Source organism: Agromyces seonyuensis, from assembly GCF_009789225.1.
GTDB classification, from domain to species: Bacteria; Actinomycetota; Actinomycetes; order Actinomycetales; family Microbacteriaceae; genus Agromyces; species Agromyces seonyuensis.
This window is the reverse complement of the sequence record NZ_WSTA01000004.1, coordinates 24,363-38,749: the sequence shown is the minus strand read 5'-3', so window position 1 is coordinate 38,749 and position 14,387 is coordinate 24,363. Positions and strand designations below refer to the sequence as shown.

Annotated in this window: 13 protein-coding genes; 5 read left to right on the top strand and 8 right to left on the bottom strand. The window is 73.4% G+C overall.

Going from position 1 to position 14,387, the window contains the following annotated elements:
- Window positions 1–26 precede the first annotated feature (26 nt).
- Together GB864_RS01730 and GB864_RS01725 are read right to left on the bottom strand one after the other, a co-directional pair.
- Entirely contained in the window at window positions 27–461 is a 435-nt protein-coding gene (locus tag GB864_RS01730) for a hotdog fold thioesterase (RefSeq protein ID WP_160422609.1), read from the bottom strand.
- Window positions 458–1,063 carry a zinc-binding alcohol dehydrogenase gene (locus GB864_RS01725; RefSeq protein WP_160422607.1) on the bottom strand — a complete coding sequence of 202 codons (606 nt, stop codon included), beginning with the start codon at window positions 1,061–1,063 and terminating at the stop codon, window positions 458–460. Before GB864_RS01725 ends, GB864_RS01730 begins: the two co-directional genes overlap by 4 nt.
- Before the next feature lie 60 nt (window positions 1,064–1,123).
- Between GB864_RS01725 and purM the strand changes: the two genes are divergently transcribed.
- Both purM and GB864_RS01715 read left to right on the top strand, forming a co-directional pair.
- Window positions 1,124–2,230, top strand: coding sequence for a phosphoribosylformylglycinamidine cyclo-ligase (gene purM / locus GB864_RS01720; RefSeq protein WP_160422605.1), 1,107 nt, complete (start codon window positions 1,124–1,126; stop codon window positions 2,228–2,230).
- A gap of 41 nt (window positions 2,231–2,271) precedes the next feature.
- Window positions 2,272–3,042, top strand: a complete 771-nt coding sequence (locus tag GB864_RS01715) for an LLM class flavin-dependent oxidoreductase (RefSeq protein ID WP_160422603.1) — start codon at window positions 2,272–2,274, stop codon at window positions 3,040–3,042.
- Window positions 3,043–3,111: 69 nt separating this feature from the next.
- Here the strand turns inward: GB864_RS01715 and GB864_RS01710 are convergent, their stop codons facing one another.
- Complete coding sequence (locus tag GB864_RS01710; RefSeq protein WP_160422601.1) at window positions 3,112–3,312, bottom strand: DUF3073 domain-containing protein; 201 nt, start codon at window positions 3,310–3,312, stop codon at window positions 3,112–3,114.
- Window positions 3,313–3,505: 193 nt separating this feature from the next.
- Between GB864_RS01710 and GB864_RS01705 the strand changes: the two genes are divergently transcribed.
- The 3 genes from GB864_RS01705 (at window position 3,506) to GB864_RS01695 (ending at window position 9,222) form a co-directional block, all read left to right on the top strand.
- Window positions 3,506–4,687 carry an NAD(P)-binding domain-containing protein gene (locus GB864_RS01705; protein WP_160422599.1) on the top strand — a complete coding sequence of 394 codons (1,182 nt, stop codon included), beginning with the start codon at window positions 3,506–3,508 and terminating at the stop codon, window positions 4,685–4,687.
- 146 nt (window positions 4,688–4,833) lie between these two features.
- On the top strand, window positions 4,834–8,046 hold the full coding sequence (locus GB864_RS01700; protein WP_160422597.1) for a hypothetical protein: 3,213 nt from the start codon (window positions 4,834–4,836) through the stop codon (window positions 8,044–8,046).
- Between the two features lie 75 nt (window positions 8,047–8,121).
- Window positions 8,122–9,222: a glycosyltransferase family 4 protein gene (locus tag GB864_RS01695; protein WP_160422595.1), complete on the top strand. Its 1,101-nt coding sequence runs from the start codon at window positions 8,122–8,124 to the stop codon at window positions 9,220–9,222.
- 24 nt (window positions 9,223–9,246) lie between these two features.
- Here the strand turns inward: GB864_RS01695 and GB864_RS01690 are convergent, their stop codons facing one another.
- From GB864_RS01690 to GB864_RS01670, 5 genes are read right to left on the bottom strand one after another with little or no spacing between them, the layout of a single operon-like run.
- A complete protein-coding gene (locus GB864_RS01690) occupies window positions 9,247–10,149 on the bottom strand; it encodes a glycosyltransferase family A protein (RefSeq protein WP_160422594.1) in 903 nt (300 codons plus the stop codon).
- Window positions 10,146–11,288: an NAD-dependent epimerase/dehydratase family protein gene (locus GB864_RS01685; protein WP_160422592.1), complete on the bottom strand. Its 1,143-nt coding sequence runs from the start codon at window positions 11,286–11,288 to the stop codon at window positions 10,146–10,148. The genes GB864_RS01690 and GB864_RS01685 overlap by 4 nt, the downstream gene beginning before the upstream one ends.
- Before the next feature lie 22 nt (window positions 11,289–11,310).
- Entirely contained in the window at window positions 11,311–12,144 is an 834-nt protein-coding gene (locus GB864_RS01680; RefSeq protein WP_160422590.1) for a hypothetical protein, read from the bottom strand.
- On the bottom strand, window positions 12,141–13,241 hold the full coding sequence (locus tag GB864_RS01675; RefSeq protein ID WP_160422588.1) for a glycosyltransferase: 1,101 nt from the start codon (window positions 13,239–13,241) through the stop codon (window positions 12,141–12,143). The genes GB864_RS01680 and GB864_RS01675 overlap by 4 nt, the downstream gene beginning before the upstream one ends.
- A gap of 2 nt (window positions 13,242–13,243) precedes the next feature.
- A complete protein-coding gene (locus GB864_RS01670) occupies window positions 13,244–14,317 on the bottom strand; it encodes a glycoside hydrolase family 99-like domain-containing protein (protein ID WP_160422586.1) in 1,074 nt (357 codons plus the stop codon).
- Window positions 14,318–14,387: the final 70 nt, after the last annotated feature.

Here is a 14,387-nt window from a genome sequence, read left to right as displayed (position 1 = left end):
CTTCGCGCTCCTCGACCGACGGATCGTCAGTACTCCGTCGGGCGCGGCAGCACCGCCATCGTGCAGCGCGAGACGCAGACGAGCTTGCCCCGCTCGTCGGTGATGCGGATCTCCCAGATCTGCACCGTGCGGCCGATGTTGAGCGGCCTGGCTTCGCCGAACACCCAGCCCTCGGCCACGGGGCGAACGTGGTTCGCGTTGATCTCGAGGCCGACGCAGTAGCTCGTCGCCGGGTCGGCGGCGAAGGTCGCGCCCCAGCTCGCGAGTGTCTCGGCGAGGGCGACGGATGCCCCGCCGTGCAGGACGCCCGCAGGCTGGCGGGAGCGCGCGTCGACGGGCATCCGCGCTCGGATGGCATCGTCGGCGATCTCGGTGATCTCGATGCCGAGCGTCTCGATCATCGTTCCCGCGATGCGGGAGTTCGCCCACTCGACGCTCGGCTCCCCGAACCAGATGCTCATGCGAGCTGCGCGATGATCGGGTGCAGCGCCGCGTCGAATGCGGCCGCGTCGCTACGCAGCGAGTCGGTCACGGCGATGGAGTTCGTGCCGATCCACCACACTCCGGTCTGATCGAACGGCAGCACCTGCACGTTGAGCTCGAACGAGTAGGCGCGGCGGCCCACCACGCGTTCGTGCTGCGCGATCGTGCCCGCGTAGGCACGGTACGCATCGCCGCGCCGCGAGCGCGAGTCGCTCGTGTAGCGCTGATGCGACCACTCCACCCACGCTCGGGCGGCCTCCGCGTGCCGGGGCACCGCCGCCGTCAGCTCCGCCGCGCCGCTCGTGGCGAGGGCGAGCCCGGTGCCGTACTCGTCGACGAGCGCGAGCGGCACGGGCGACGGATGCTGCTCCGGCTCGATCGTCATCGCCCAGAGGTCGAGCCATTGCGCCTCGAGCGCGAGCGCCCGCAGGTCGTCGGACGGCGGCGAGGTCGCCCCGACGCCGCGCAACCGCGGCAACGCGACCGGCGCGCCGATCCCCAGAACCTCGCGCAGATAGAGGGCCAGCAGCACCGGTCTGCCGGCATCCTCTCGGATCACCCAGGAGCCCCCCGCACCCATGGCGGCAGTGTAACCCCGAGCGGCGACGGGCGCGCCGAGGCGCCCGGGTAGAATGACGGGGTGAGCACGAATTCGCCGTACGCCGCGGCCGGTGTCGACACCGCCGCGGGCGATCTCGCCGTCGAGCTGATGAAGGAGGCGGTCGCCAGGACCCACGGCACGAATGTGCTCGGCGGCGTCGGCGGCTTCGCGGGCCTCTACGACGTCTCGTTCCTCACGAAGTTCCAGCGGCCGCTGCTCGCGACCTCGACCGACGGCGTCGGCACGAAGATCGCGATCGCGCAGGCCCTCGACGTGCACGACACGATCGGCCAGGACCTCGTCGGCATGGTCGTCGACGACATCGTCGTGGTCGGCGCGAAGCCGCTGTTCATGACCGACTACATCGCGTGCGGCAAGGTCGTGCCGGCGCGCATCGCGGCGATCGTCGCGGGCATCGCGCGCGCCGCGGCCGAGACGGGCACCGCGCTCGTCGGCGGCGAGACGGCCGAGCACCCGGGCCTCCTCGGTCCCGACGACTACGACGTCGCCGGTGCGGCCGTCGGCGCCGTCGAGGCCGACCGCGTACTGGGCGCCGACCGCGTGCGCGAGGGCGACGTGGTCCTCGCGATCGAGTCGAGCGGTCTGCACTCCAACGGGTTCTCGCTCGTTCGCCACATCCTCGCGGGCGCCGGCATCGCCTACACCGACGCGTCGGCCGACCTCGGCACGACGTGGGGCGAAGCGCTGCTCGAGCCCACGCGCCTCTACACGACGCCGATCCTCGACCTCCTCGACGACCCCGCCGCGGGCGCGGGCGTCCACTCGCTCTCGCACGTCACCGGCGGCGGCATCGCGGCGAACCTCGCCCGCGTGCTCCCGCAGGGCTCGTGGGTCGAGCTCGACCGCGGCACCTGGTCGCCGCAGCCCGTGTTCCGCGTCCTCGCGGACCTCGCCGGCACGCCGCTGACCGAGACCGAGGGCACCTGGAACCTCGGCATCGGCTTCTTCGCCGTCGTCGACGCCGCCTCGGCGGACGCCGCGATCGCCGCGCTCGGACGTTCGGGCATCCCGGCCTGGCGGACGGGCACCGTCTCGTTCGCGCCGCGCGACTTCGCCGGCTTCGAGCAGGGCGCCAAGGGCGTCGACGGCGGAGCGGTCCGCCTCGTCGGGGCCTACCGGGACTGATCGGTCGGATCGGGCCGGACGGACCAGTCGGAACCGCGGCGATGACCACCGGGATCTCCATCGGCCTGCACGGCCGGACGGACGCCGCGGTCCTCCGCGCGCTCGCGCCGCGCATCGAGGCCGCGGGCTTCGCCGGCCTCTGGCTCAACGACGTCCCCGGCGGCGACGCCCTCGCGGGACTCCGCGCCGTCGCGGAGGTGACCGAGACGCTCCGGCTCGGCACCGGGGTGATCCCGCTCGATCGGCGTCCCGTCGATTCGCTGGACCTCGCCGGGCTGCCGACGGCCCGCACGACGATCGGGATCGGCTCGGGCGCGACGGCCCGTCCGGTCGCACTGGTCGGCGACGGCATCGCGTCGCTCCGCGAGCGCACGGATGCGGCGGTCGTCGTCGGCGCGCTCGGGCCGCGGATGCGTCGGCTCGCCGCCGAGCATGCGGACGGCGCCGTCCTCAACTGGCTCGACCCCGCGAGTGCGTCGGCGCAGGCTCGCGAGCTCCGCCGCGACGCGGGCGCCCTCGGTCGACCCGGCCGCAGCATCCTCTACGCGCGCACGATCGCCGCATGCGAGGCCCAGGGTGCGCTGGAGGCCGAGGCGTCGGCCTACGCGTCCTTCCCGGCCTACGCCGCGAACTTCGACCGGCTCGGTATCCGCGCGATCGACGCAACCGTCGCCGGACCCGACGCGCTGCGCGCCTACCTCGACGCGGACGACGCGGTCGAGGAGCTCGTGCTGCGCGCGATCACGCCGACGGGCAGCGCCGAGGAACTCACGGCGTTCGTGATGACCACGGCCGAGTGGTTCGCACGATGACCGACGGACGCGACGCGATCGCAGGTGCGGGGCCCGACCGGCCCGGTGCAGCGCATCAGCGCGGGGCGGTCAGGAATGCGAGCGGTCGTCCGGCACGTACCGGTCGTCGTCGGCGGAGTACTCCGACCATTTCGAGAGTTCTTCCTGCAGATGCTCGTCGTGGGACCCGCCGAGCTCTTTCTGGAGTGCACCGTAATCCGTGTCGGGGCTGAAGTACTTCAGCTCCCGAGCCACCTTCGTGTGCTTGGCTTTCTGACGGCCGCGCCCCATGCGTGACCCCCTTACGAGTACTGGCCGGACGGAATGGACTTCGCCCGGCGCTCTGCTGAATATGAACAATCGCTGACCGAGTTTAGCACCGGTCGATCGGGTCCCTGCGCGCGCCCTCCACACTCGGTTTCTTCCGAGGCCGTGGTCAGGTTCGATGCCCGAGTGTGCGGCCGGACGTGCTGAGATTGACCTCATGGTCGAAGACATCGGCGCGACGCGCGTCACGGTGATCGGAGCCGGGCAGGCCGGTCTCTCCGTCGCGTACTACCTGCGTCGATTCGGGCTCGAGCCCGGCGCGGACTTCGTGATGCTCGACCGCGGCCCGGGTCCCGGCGGCGCGTGGCAGCACCGCTGGTCGAGCCTGAAGCTCGGCACCGCGCACAAGGTCAACGACCTGCCGGGCATGGGCGAGCTCGGGCTCAGCTTCGCCACGGCCGACCGCGGCGTGCCGGCGAAGGACGTCGTTGCCGACTACTACACGCGCTACGAGGAGCACTTCGGCCTCGAGGTCCACCGACCCATCGACGTCAAGCACGTTCGCAACGAGGGCGTGGAGCTCGGCGTCGAGTTCGTCGACCTCACCCCGCGGCCGGTCGAGGACCCCGCGGCCGCCAAGCGCGCCGGGCTGTTCCGCCGCCGGCGGGCCGCCGAGGTCGAGGACGAGGGCGGGCCGCGCGTGCAGCGCCTGCGCAGTCAGTTCCTCGTGAACGCCACGGGCACGTGGGGTTCGCCCTTCGTGCCCTTCTACCCGGGCATGGGGGAGTTCGCCGGGCGGCACGTCCACACGGCCGACTACCGCGGCGCGGAGGACTTCCGCGACAAGCACGTCGTCGTCGTGGGCGGCGGCACGTCCGCCATCGGGTTCATGCTGGAACTCGAGCACGTCGCCGCTTCGCTCACGTGGGTCTCGCGGCGGCCGATCGACTGGCGCGACGGCGAGGAGCTCGACCTCGAGGGCGCCTCGGCCTCCGTCGCGGTCCAGGACGAGGCGGCGCGGTCGGGTCGGGCGCTGCCGTCGATCGTGAGCGGCACGGGCGTCGCGCGGAGCCGCCGTATCGCCGCCGGTATCGAGCGCGGGCTGCTCGAGGCCCGGCCGATGTTCGACCGGATCGAGTCCGACCGCGTGAGCTGGGACGGCGACGAGAGCGGGATGGCCCGTGCCGACGCCATCATCTGGGCGACGGGCTTCCGCCCCGACCTCCGGCACCTCGCGCCGCTGAAGCTGCGGGAGAAGGCCGGCGGCATCAAGGTCGGCCAGGGGGCCTCCTGGTCGGACCCCCGGATCTTCCTCGCCGGTTACGGCCCGCAAGCCTCGACGATCGGCGCGAACCGCGCCGGGCGCATGATCGCGCGGCAGATCTTCGCAATGCTCTGAGGCCCCTGTGGGGGGACGATGCGGCGCCGGTGCGGTGGCCGTGCGGAGGCTGTCCGGGGGGTCGCGGGGCGCCCGTTCGACGGCCGAACTGGGGGTGCCGAACCGCTCGTCGAACGCTTAGGCTCCCCGGGAGCGGGGGGAGACGGATGCGACGGACGGCGCGCGGAGCCATCGCGGCGGTCTCCGTCATCTCGGTCGCGGTCGTCGTCGGCATCGTCGTGGCCGCGGCATCCGGCCCGCCCGCCCGCAACGCCGATTCGGCCGCCCCGCCCGCGACCCCCGTCGACGCCGAATGGACGCCGGTCTGCGGATTCGCGGGGAACCTCGTGAACAAGCTCGTCGCGGACTCCCCCGAATCCAGTCCGACGCCCGCGCCGCTCGAGACCGTCGTCGCCGACCTCGGCATCGACGACGGAGGCCCGTCTCAGCTGCTCGTCAGCGACGCGGGCATCCTGCTGCGCTTCGACGGCGACGACCGCATCGTGCGCTACGGGCTCGACGGCCGGGCCGAGGGATCGTTCGATCTCGACCTCCGATCCGACCCGGACTCCCGCCCCGTCCCGCCGGCCGCGCTCACCGACGACGGCCGGCTCTTCGTGCTCGACCTCTGGGACGGCCGTCGCGCCGTCGTCGAGTACGACCTCGGCGGCCGTCGCGTCGGCGGCTTCGACGTGCCGGCGACCGAGGAGACCACGGACGACCCCTGGAACGTGATCGGACTCGCCCTCCTCGACGACGTCGACGGTTCGCCGGCCCTCGTCGTCAACGAGGGCGAGGAAACGACCTCCCTCTTCCGACTCGACGGCACCCCGCTCGGCACCCGGGAGGGGCCGATCGGTCCGTTCGGCAGCGGCACGGTGTCCTACGGCGCCGATGGGATGCTCCGGATCGCCGACGAGGTCGGCGGGGACCCCGTCGCGCAATTCCGTCTCGGCGATCCGCCGGACGGGGACGCCGAGGCGCAGCAGGCGCCGTATCGGCAATACGAGGTCGATGTCGTGCCTTCGCCCGACGGGGTCGGCGCGCTGCTCTACTCCGCGGATGCGGGCATCGAGTCGGTCGACGCCGTCGGCGTGCGCCGCGCGATCTGGCCGTCCTCGGAGTTCCCCGACACCCTCGTCGGCGACGGCGGGATGGTCGTGCACGGCGGCGACGCCTACCTGCTCGTCCGGAACGAGGACGAGGGCATCGTCGCCCTCGCCCGTATCACGCCGGAGCGCCTCGCCGCGGGACTCGCGGCACCCGTCGGGCTGACCGCGTCCACGGAAGGGCAGCTCGCGCAGCTCGGCCTCGGGATCGGTCCGGTGACGGACCACAGCGAGGGGCACTTCGACGACGGCGACGAGCCCGCCGTCGCGGTCCGCTTCGATCCCGGGTGGGGCGAGGTCGGGGACGAGCGACCCGGGGAGGACTACGAGCTCGTGGTCCGCGTGACCGGCGACCCGCTCGCCGCCGAGCCCATCGTCTCCGAGCCCGAGGTCCTCCCGGCCGCGGTCGGCGGCGGCGACGTCCCGGTGACGTTGCCGGGAGCCGAACCCGGCCCCTATCTCGTCGACATGGCGCTCCGCGAGCGCGGCTCCGACGAGTACGTCTCCGGCGCCTGCCTCCACTACACCGTCGGCGCCCCCGGCGTCGAGCTCGCGATGGACGGGCTCGACGGCGAAGCCGGGTGGGGCGGGGCCGCCCCGCTGCGCGGTGTGGAGCTCGCCGACCGGCTCGGCATCGGCAGCCACCGGGTGCAGCTCGACTTCGGCGCACTCGTGCCCGACCCCGCCTCCGAGCCCGACGCCGACGCGATCCAGTGGGAGGGACTGCCCGGTGCGGCCGACGACGAGGACGGCGGCCCCTTCGGCGAGCTCGTCGCCGCCGCCCGGGCCGCGCGCGACGACGACGTGAAGCTCATCGTCCAAGTGGGGCAGAACTCCGAGGCGGAGCTCGCCGCCGCCGAGGCCGGCACCTGGGGCGGTTGGAGCGAGCTCATCGTGGCCGGGATCTCCGAGCGGACGGGCATCCGGTACTGGGAGCCCTGGAACGAGCCGAACCTCGCCATCGGCGGCGGCGATTACGCCCGCGGGGTCGCGGCGCCCTTCCAAGCCGCCGCGCACGCCGCCGACCCGGAGGCCGTCGTCATCGAGGGGAACACGCTGGGTTTCGCCGGCGACTGGTGGCCGGAGGCCGTCGATGCGGGGATCTGCGACGACGCCGACGTCGTGGGCGTCCACCCCTACACGGGCTGGTACCGGTCCTGGGAGGAGGAGGGCTTCGCGGCCGACGGCGACGGCTACGACGCGTTCCGCGAGACGCTCGGGGACGGCTGCGGGGAGCTGCCCCTCTGGGACACCGAGACGGGCTGGACGAGCGACGGGCCGGCCAACTACTGGGCGCAGGGGGCGATGACGGCCCGCAAGCTGGTCTGGAACCGGCTCGAGGGCATCGACGAGTGGACGTACTTCTTCAGCGAGGGCGCCTGGGGCGAGGCCGGCCTCAGCTGGTCGCTGGTGCAGGCCTGGTCGTACGTCAAGCCCGCGGGCCTCGCGATGGCCGCGACGTCCGCACTGCTCGAGGATGCCCCGGCGCCGACGCAGCTCGACACGGGCATCCCGTTCGTCTACGCGGCCGAGTTCGGCGGCGAGCGGCCGTTGACCGCGTTCTGGTCCGACGACCTGCGCACGAGCGCCGTCGTCGAGACGGGCGCCGACCGGCTCGTCGTCATCGACCAGTACGGCGGCCGACGCACCGTCGACGTGGTGGACGGCCGCGCGGAGGTCGTCGTCACCGGCGCGCTCCAGTTCCTCGACGCCGGCGACGCCGACGTGCGGCTGAGCCCGACCGAATCGTTCGGAGCGGACGTGCTCAAGGGCTTGCCCGTGCAGGCGACCTCCACGCACGAGGGGCTCGACCCGGACGTGATCACCTCGGGCACCGCCGACGTGGACCGCGCGTGGCGCGCGGGCGTGCTCGCCGACGGCTCGATCGACGAGGCGCCCGCCGTGGAGATCGCGCTCGCGCGCCCCACGACCATCGACCGGATCGCGGTCGCGAGCCCCGCCATCCTCTGCTGCGAGAGCGGCCTGCGCGACTACGAGCTCTCGGTGCAGACCGCGGACGGCGGATGGCAGGTCGTCGCGACCCAGGAAGGGCAGTTCCACGACCGCATCGCGCTCTTCGCGATCGAGCCGATCGAGGCGACCGCGGTCCGACTGACGATCCCCCGGACGCTGGTCCGCGATACGGAGATCCTCTCGGTGAACTACGGCAGTTTCGCCGGCGGCCTCCCGCCGCCCTTCTTCGGGCTCAGCGCCACGAGCGACTACTTCGCCGCCGTCAGCGCCATCTCGGCCTGGGCGCCCGGCGCGTGAACCCCCTGCATGACGAGTAGCCTTTCGGAGGCCGATCGCCGCGGGCACCAGGGCGATTCGACACGGATGGAGATCATGAGCCGAGTGCTGTGGCTGAGCGCCGAGACCCCGAACCGCTTCGGCAACGGCGGAGCGCGGCGCCAATTCCACCAGATCCGGGAACTCGTGGCCCGCGGGCACCGCATCGACGTCGTCTCGCTCGGCCGGCGGCGCGAGTCCGCGTCGATCCGTGCCGTCACCGGCTATCGGCGCCACCGCTGGCCGCTCCTCAGCTGGCGGCCGTCGAAGCTGCTCGTCGATCTGCAGTCGCCCGCCGAGAACTGGGACGCCGTCGTCGTCTCGCACCTCGAGTCGTGGTGGATGCTCCTGGGCGGCGAGCGCGACCGGGAACTCGACGTCCCCGTCATCCTCGACATGCACAACGTCTACAGTGCCTGGCACACCGCGTCCGGCGAACTCGAGCTCGCCGCGAACCGGCTCGCGGAGGAGCGCACGGCGCTCGCCGGCTCGAGGACCGTGCTCGTGTGCTCCGAGCAGGAGCGGCAGCGCCTGCTCGCCGGGCATCCCGAGCGGGTCGCCGGGGTGACGGTGGCGCCGCTCGGCGTCGACCCCGAGGAGTGGCCCGACCGCGGCTTCGACCGGAGCGAACCGATCGTCGCGCTGTTCGGCTCGTGGGGCTGGGCGCCCAACCGCGACGGCCTGGCCTGGTTCGCCGCGAAGGTGTGGCCGCTCGTGCGCGAGCGGTATCCGCGGGCGCGCGGACTCATCGCGGGCGGCGGCACCCCCGAGGTCCTCCCCGAGGGCCTCGTCGCGGTCGGGCGCGTGCCCGACCTGGCGGAGTTCACCTCTCGGGCGAGCGTGATCGCGGTCCCGGTGCGTAACGGCGTCGGTGCGGCCGTGAAGTTCGCGGAGTCGCTCGCGACCGGTGCCGCCGTCGTGGCGACCTCGGACGCCGCGAGCGCGCAGCCCGGCGCCCCGGCCTTCGTGAGCGACGATCCCGAGGAGTGGGCGGCGTTCATCGCCGACCGGCTGCGGGAGCGGGACACGGCGACGGCTCCCGACGCAGCCCGCGAGATCGCCCTGACGCGCTACAGCTGGGCGCGCTGCGTCGATCCGATCGCCGAGCTCCTCGACGAGTTCGCCGCGTCGACGAACGGGGCCCGGCACGCCGGCTGATCCGGCGCCCCTGCGGCGACGGGATCAGCGCCGTCGGCGCAGGCGTCGCCCCACGGCATCGAACGGCGCGGTCGGTGCGAACCGCACCGCCCACGCGACGGCGCCGGCGGCCTCGCCGCGTCGCCCCGCCGCCGCGGAGGCCTTCGCCGCGCGCAGCGCCGCCCACCACGCGAACCGACCGTTCGCCCGACGGCTCTCCAGGTGCGCCGAGGCGAGCGCCCCATCTCCCGCAGCGACGGCCTCGCGTCGATGCCGCTCGACGACGTCGCGGATCGCCGCGGCGAGCGGGCGGTACGAGCCCGTCGTGTTGCCGGGGTGGGTGCGGTAGTCGACGAGGGCGCCGTCGGTGAACACGAACCCGCCCGTCTCGGCGAGGCGGAGCACGAGGTCGAGGTCCTCGGCCAGCCGCAGGCCGGGGTCGAAGCCGCCGATCTCCTCGAACGCGCTGCGGCGGACGAGGGCGTTCGGCAGCAGGATCCCGGTCGTGCGCCGCGCGATGTCGAGTCGGTCGGCGACCTGCACCTGATCCGGCTCCGCGACGACGCGGTCGTTCTCGTCGATGGAGCGGAGCCCGCAGTAGCCGACCACGGCGCCCGGGTGTCCGGCCAGCGAGGCGAACTGGCGCTCGAGGCGTTCCGGATGCCAGCGGTCGTCGTCGTCGAGGAACGCGATCCACTCGCCGCCGGTGGCCGCGGCGCCCGCGTTGCGCGCCGCGCCGACGCCGCCCGCCGGCAGATGGAGCACGCGGACGGACGGATGGGCGGCCAGGGCGGCGTCGAGGGCGTCGGGGTCGGGACCGCCGTCGTCGACGACGAGGATCTCGCTCGGCGGGAGGGTCTGGGCGAGGGCCGAGGACACCGCGGCGTCGAGGAACGGGCTCATGCGGTTCGTCGCGATGATGACGGCGAGCTCCGGCCGGTGCGTCATCCGCGCCTCAGGAGGTTGCGCGACTCGAGCTCCTCGAGGGACTGCCGGTAGCCGTCGGCGCCGACGTCGCGGCCGTCGGCCCAGGCCGCGAACGCCGCGAGCCCGGTGGCGAAGTCGGTGGCGGGGACGAAACCGAGGGTCTCGCGCAAGCGGGTCGTATCGGCGATGTTGTGGCGGATGTCGCCGAGGCGGTAGTCGCCGGAGACGATCGCGGGGACCTCGGCGCCCGCGGCGGTGAAGAGCGCCCGGACGACGTCGAGGACGCTCGTGCCGACGCCCGTGCCGACGTTGAAGACGCCTCCGGCGGCGGCGGGCTCCGTCGCGGCGAGGAATGTGGCCTCGACGACGTCGTCGACGTAGACGAAGTCCCGGCTGGGCAGTCCGTCCTCGAACACGTTGATGGGCTCGCCGCGGGCGATGAGCCCGGTGAAGATCGAGAGGATGCCGGTGTACGGGTTGCGCAGCGACTGCCCGGGTCCGTAGACGTTCTGGTAGCGCAGGGTCACGGGCTCGATGCCGACCGCGGGGGAGACCGCCCGGACGAGCGACTCCTGCGTCAGCTTCGTGATGCCGTACACCGAGGTCGGGGCGAGCGGGGCGTCTTCGGGCGTCGGGGCGGGCCGCAGCGGCCGTCCGTCCGCCCCTGCGGGGTCGAACTCCCCGGCCCGCAACCGGGCGTCGTCGCGGCCCGCCGGATAGACGATCCGACCGTCCGCGTCGGCGTAGGCGCCCTCGCCGTAGACGGCCCGCGAGGAGGCGACGACGACGCGCCGTACCGAGTGTCCGCCGCGCACGAGCCGGTCCAGGAGCGTCGCGGTGCCCCCGACGTTGACGTCGGCGTAGCGACCGATCTCGTACATGGACTGGCCGGTGCCGGTCTCGGCCGCGAGGTGCACGACGACCTCCGCGTCGCCGAGCGCGGCCTCGAGCGCGTCGGGGTCGGACACGGAGCCGATCGTGAGGCGGGCGCTGTCCTCGAGTCCGCGCAGGGAGGCCGAGGTGCGCACCGGATCGACGCCGTGCACCTGCTCGCTCAGCGGGTCGAGGACGTCGACGTCCCAACCCGACCGGGCGAACCGCGCCGCGAGGCGGCTGCCGATGAACCCGGCACCGCCGGTGATGAGCGCGCGTCGTGACATGGGCATCCTCCGATCAGGCGGTTCAGTTCGGCTCGGCCGGCGTCGCGCCGCCGCGCAGACGGCGGAGCGTCGAGGACACGGCACGGGGGCCGGCGCGCAGCGCCCGGGCAGCCCGGCGGATCGTCCGGGTGTTCTCCTCCAGGGCCACGAGTTCGCGGCGCGTCGCCATGCCGGAGTCGAGCACGACCTTCAGCCGCTGCTCCGCGGGCGTGAGCGCGGCCTCGAGGAACTCGAGCTCGAGGCGGTAGGCGTTCTCGGAGTCGTACGCCCGGCTCTTCGGGTGGTCCACGAACACCGAGTGGTCGATGACGACCTCGCGGGCGAGGGCGTGCGCGTGGATGGCCACGCCGATGTCGATGCCCCAGCCGTAGTGGTCGAGTGCGAGGTCGAGCGGGCGCAGCCAGTCGCAGATCTCCGCGGAGAGCGCCCAGACGACGGAGTCCGTCGACGTCACGAGTCGCAGGTCGTCGCCGAGATCGGCGAGCGAGGTCAGCCAGACGGGCAGCGGGGTGTAGTCGACCTCGGGAGACCAGATCGCGAGGTCGGGTCGTGTCGCGAAGCGCTCCCGGCACCGTGCGACGAGCGCGCCCCAGTCCTCGGTGACGGCGTCGGCCTGCACGTGCAGCATGATGTCGCCGTCGAAGTCGAGCAACGACGACTCGAACTTGCGTCCGTAGAAGTAGTCGTCGGGCACCTGCATCCAGTGGCCCGCGCCGTCCTCGATCGTCCCCGCGCGATTCGAGTAGACGACCACGAGCCGGCCGACGTGCTCGACCAGCGCGGCGGCCAGATCGCGGGAGCGCTCCTCCCAACCGGTCCAGCAGATGATGTAGGCGACGAGGCGGTGATCGCTCATGCGGCGGCTCCAGGCGTGCGGGCGGCGGTGCGACGCGGGCGCCGGCGAGGACCGCCCGCCGGCGTCGCGCGGTAGAGGGACTCGTACTGGTCGACGACGCCCGCGAGGTCGAACTCGCGCGAGCGCTCGAGCGCGGCGGCGGCGAGCTCGGCCCGACGATCCTCGTCCTGCAGCACGTCGCGGAGTGCCGGACCGAGCGCGTCGAGCGGCGCGAGGACGCCGGCGCGGCCCTCGTCGGTCACGTACCGGGCGCCGATGTTCGGCGTCGCGATCACCGGCGTGCCCGAGGCCATGGCCTCGGCGTACGGGATGCCGAAGCCCTCGTAGTCGCTCGGCAGGCAGAACGCCCACGCACGGCGGTAGGCGGCGGCGAGCTCGTCGTCGTCGAGCCGGCCGAGCACCTCGATGCCGGCGCCCGGGTGCTCCGGGACGTCCCGGGCGACGAGCTCGAGACGCGCGTCCGGCACGGCGGGCAGCACGTCGCGCTGGAAGGCGGCGGCGAGGTCCTTGCCGCGCTTGCGGTTCTCCCACGTGCCGACGAAGAGCACGGTCGGATGCTCCGCACGCTCGCTCGCATCCGGGCGGAAGCGCGTGGTGTCGACGCCGTTCGGGATCACGCGCCGCACCCACGGGAGCCACCGCCGCGTCGCGGGGGAGACGACGACCGTCTCGTCGGCGACGAAGCTCGCGAGGACCTCGCTGCAACCGAGCAGCACCATCCGGAGCTTCTCCCACGCGCCGGGGATGCGCAGCGCCTCCTCGAAGCACGAGCCGTGGACGGTGCGGATGTGCCGCGGCGCGCGGCGCCGCCACAGCCAGTAGTCGTCGCCGTGGGCGTGCAGGACGTCGTAGGAGGAGAAGTCCGCCTTGCGCAGCGCGAGGGCGAACCGGAACGTGCGCAACCCGCCCGTCGAGGCGAAGTGCCGGTGGCCGTAGATCGCGCCGGGAACCGGCGGGCAGTCGCTGAAGACGTCCACGCGGTGCCCGCGCCGCGCGAGTTCGGTCGCGAGCTCGTGCACCTGGTAGCCGACGCCGATCTTCGATCCGCTCGGCAGGTAGTACGAGATGATCGCGATCGAGAGGGGCGCGCCGGCCACGGTCAACTCCGCAGCCCGTCGGCGAGCGTCTCGAGCCACTCCCGCCCGTAGGCGAGGTCGGGCTCGAGGTAGTTGCCCTCGGCCCACTCGTTCCAGGACTTGATCCAGAGCAGCCGCTCCTCGTCGGGCCGGCCCTCGAGCGTGCCGATGGCGTGCTCGACGTTCTCGGCGAACCGCGTCGGCTCGGAGCCGGTGAGCACGAGGCCGCGCGCGCCGGAGCGCGGCGTGTTGTCCCAGTTCGGGTAGAGGCTCGGCTGGAGTTTCGGGTCGGCGCGCACGGCGTCCCAGAGCGCGGGGTCGGTCGAGTACGGGTACGCCTCGGGACCGCCGAGCTTGCGCCGCACGCGCATCCGGAGGGTCGTCGCCGGGGTGACGGTCGCCGGGAGCCGCACGTACACGCCCGAGTCGAAGCCGTCGTCGTCGACGCCGACGTACTTCGGCCCGCGACCCAGCAGGTCGCTGACCTCGGCGACGAGGTAGAGCCCGCCGAGCCCGGCCTCGACCGCCATGGCCTGCCAGCGGTCGACGAACGCCCGGGCGTCGGGGAGTTCCTCGGGCCGGAAGACGTAGAAGACGGGCTTGCCGTCGACGCGCAGGTACCGCTCGTCGCGGAAGGCCGGGAGGATGGCGTCGAAGTGCGCCCGGTCGTCCTCCGGGCCGGGATACGTCTGCTCGCGCAGCACGCGGTTGGCGGCGTCGTGCCAGATGCCCGTCCACGACTGGTTCGCCCAGCCGAGGCAGAACTTGATCGACGGCTCGCCCGTCGCGACGACCTCGGTGAAGGGCCGCTCGAGGATGCGCGAGCCCTGGCCGAACCAGTAGTGCCAGTAGCAGAACGCCTCGACGCCGTGCTCGAGGGCGAGGGCGCTCTGCGCCTCGCGGGCCTCGGGCAGGCGGAGGTCGTAGAAACCGAGGTCGGCCGGCAGGTGCGGCTGCTCGTGTCCGCGGAACAGCGGGCGGGCCTTCGCCGCGTTCGTCCACTCGGTGAAGCCCGGGCCCCACCACGAGTTGTTCTCGGGGATCGGGTGGTACTGGGGGAGGTAGAACGCGATCGCCCGCGCCGCGAGCCCGCTCACGAGCCCGCCGCCCGTCGGAGCGGCCGAGGCGCGGGGATGCGAGCGAACATGCAGGACTCCGGATTCCGTA

Coding starts and splice junctions, on each gene's coding strand:
- GB864_RS01700 (WP_160422597.1), top strand. CDS start 4,834: ATGCGACGGACGGCGCGCGGAGCCATCGCGGCGGTCTCCGTCATCTCG.
- GB864_RS01695 (WP_160422595.1), top strand. CDS start 8,122: ATGAGCCGAGTGCTGTGGCTGAGCGCCGAGACCCCGAACCGCTTCGGC.
- GB864_RS01705 (WP_160422599.1), top strand. CDS start 3,506: ATGGTCGAAGACATCGGCGCGACGCGCGTCACGGTGATCGGAGCCGGG.
- GB864_RS01690 (WP_160422594.1), bottom strand. CDS start 10,149: ATGACGCACCGGCCGGAGCTCGCCGTCATCATCGCGACGAACCGCATG.
- GB864_RS01730 (WP_160422609.1), bottom strand. CDS start 461: ATGAGCATCTGGTTCGGGGAGCCGAGCGTCGAGTGGGCGAACTCCCGC.
- GB864_RS01680 (WP_160422590.1), bottom strand. CDS start 12,144: ATGAGCGATCACCGCCTCGTCGCCTACATCATCTGCTGGACCGGTTGG.
- GB864_RS01725 (WP_160422607.1), bottom strand. CDS start 1,063: ATGGGTGCGGGGGGCTCCTGGGTGATCCGAGAGGATGCCGGCAGACCG.
- GB864_RS01715 (WP_160422603.1), top strand. CDS start 2,272: ATGACCACCGGGATCTCCATCGGCCTGCACGGCCGGACGGACGCCGCG.
- GB864_RS01710 (WP_160422601.1), bottom strand. CDS start 3,312: ATGGGGCGCGGCCGTCAGAAAGCCAAGCACACGAAGGTGGCTCGGGAG.
- GB864_RS01685 (WP_160422592.1), bottom strand. CDS start 11,288: ATGTCACGACGCGCGCTCATCACCGGCGGTGCCGGGTTCATCGGCAGC.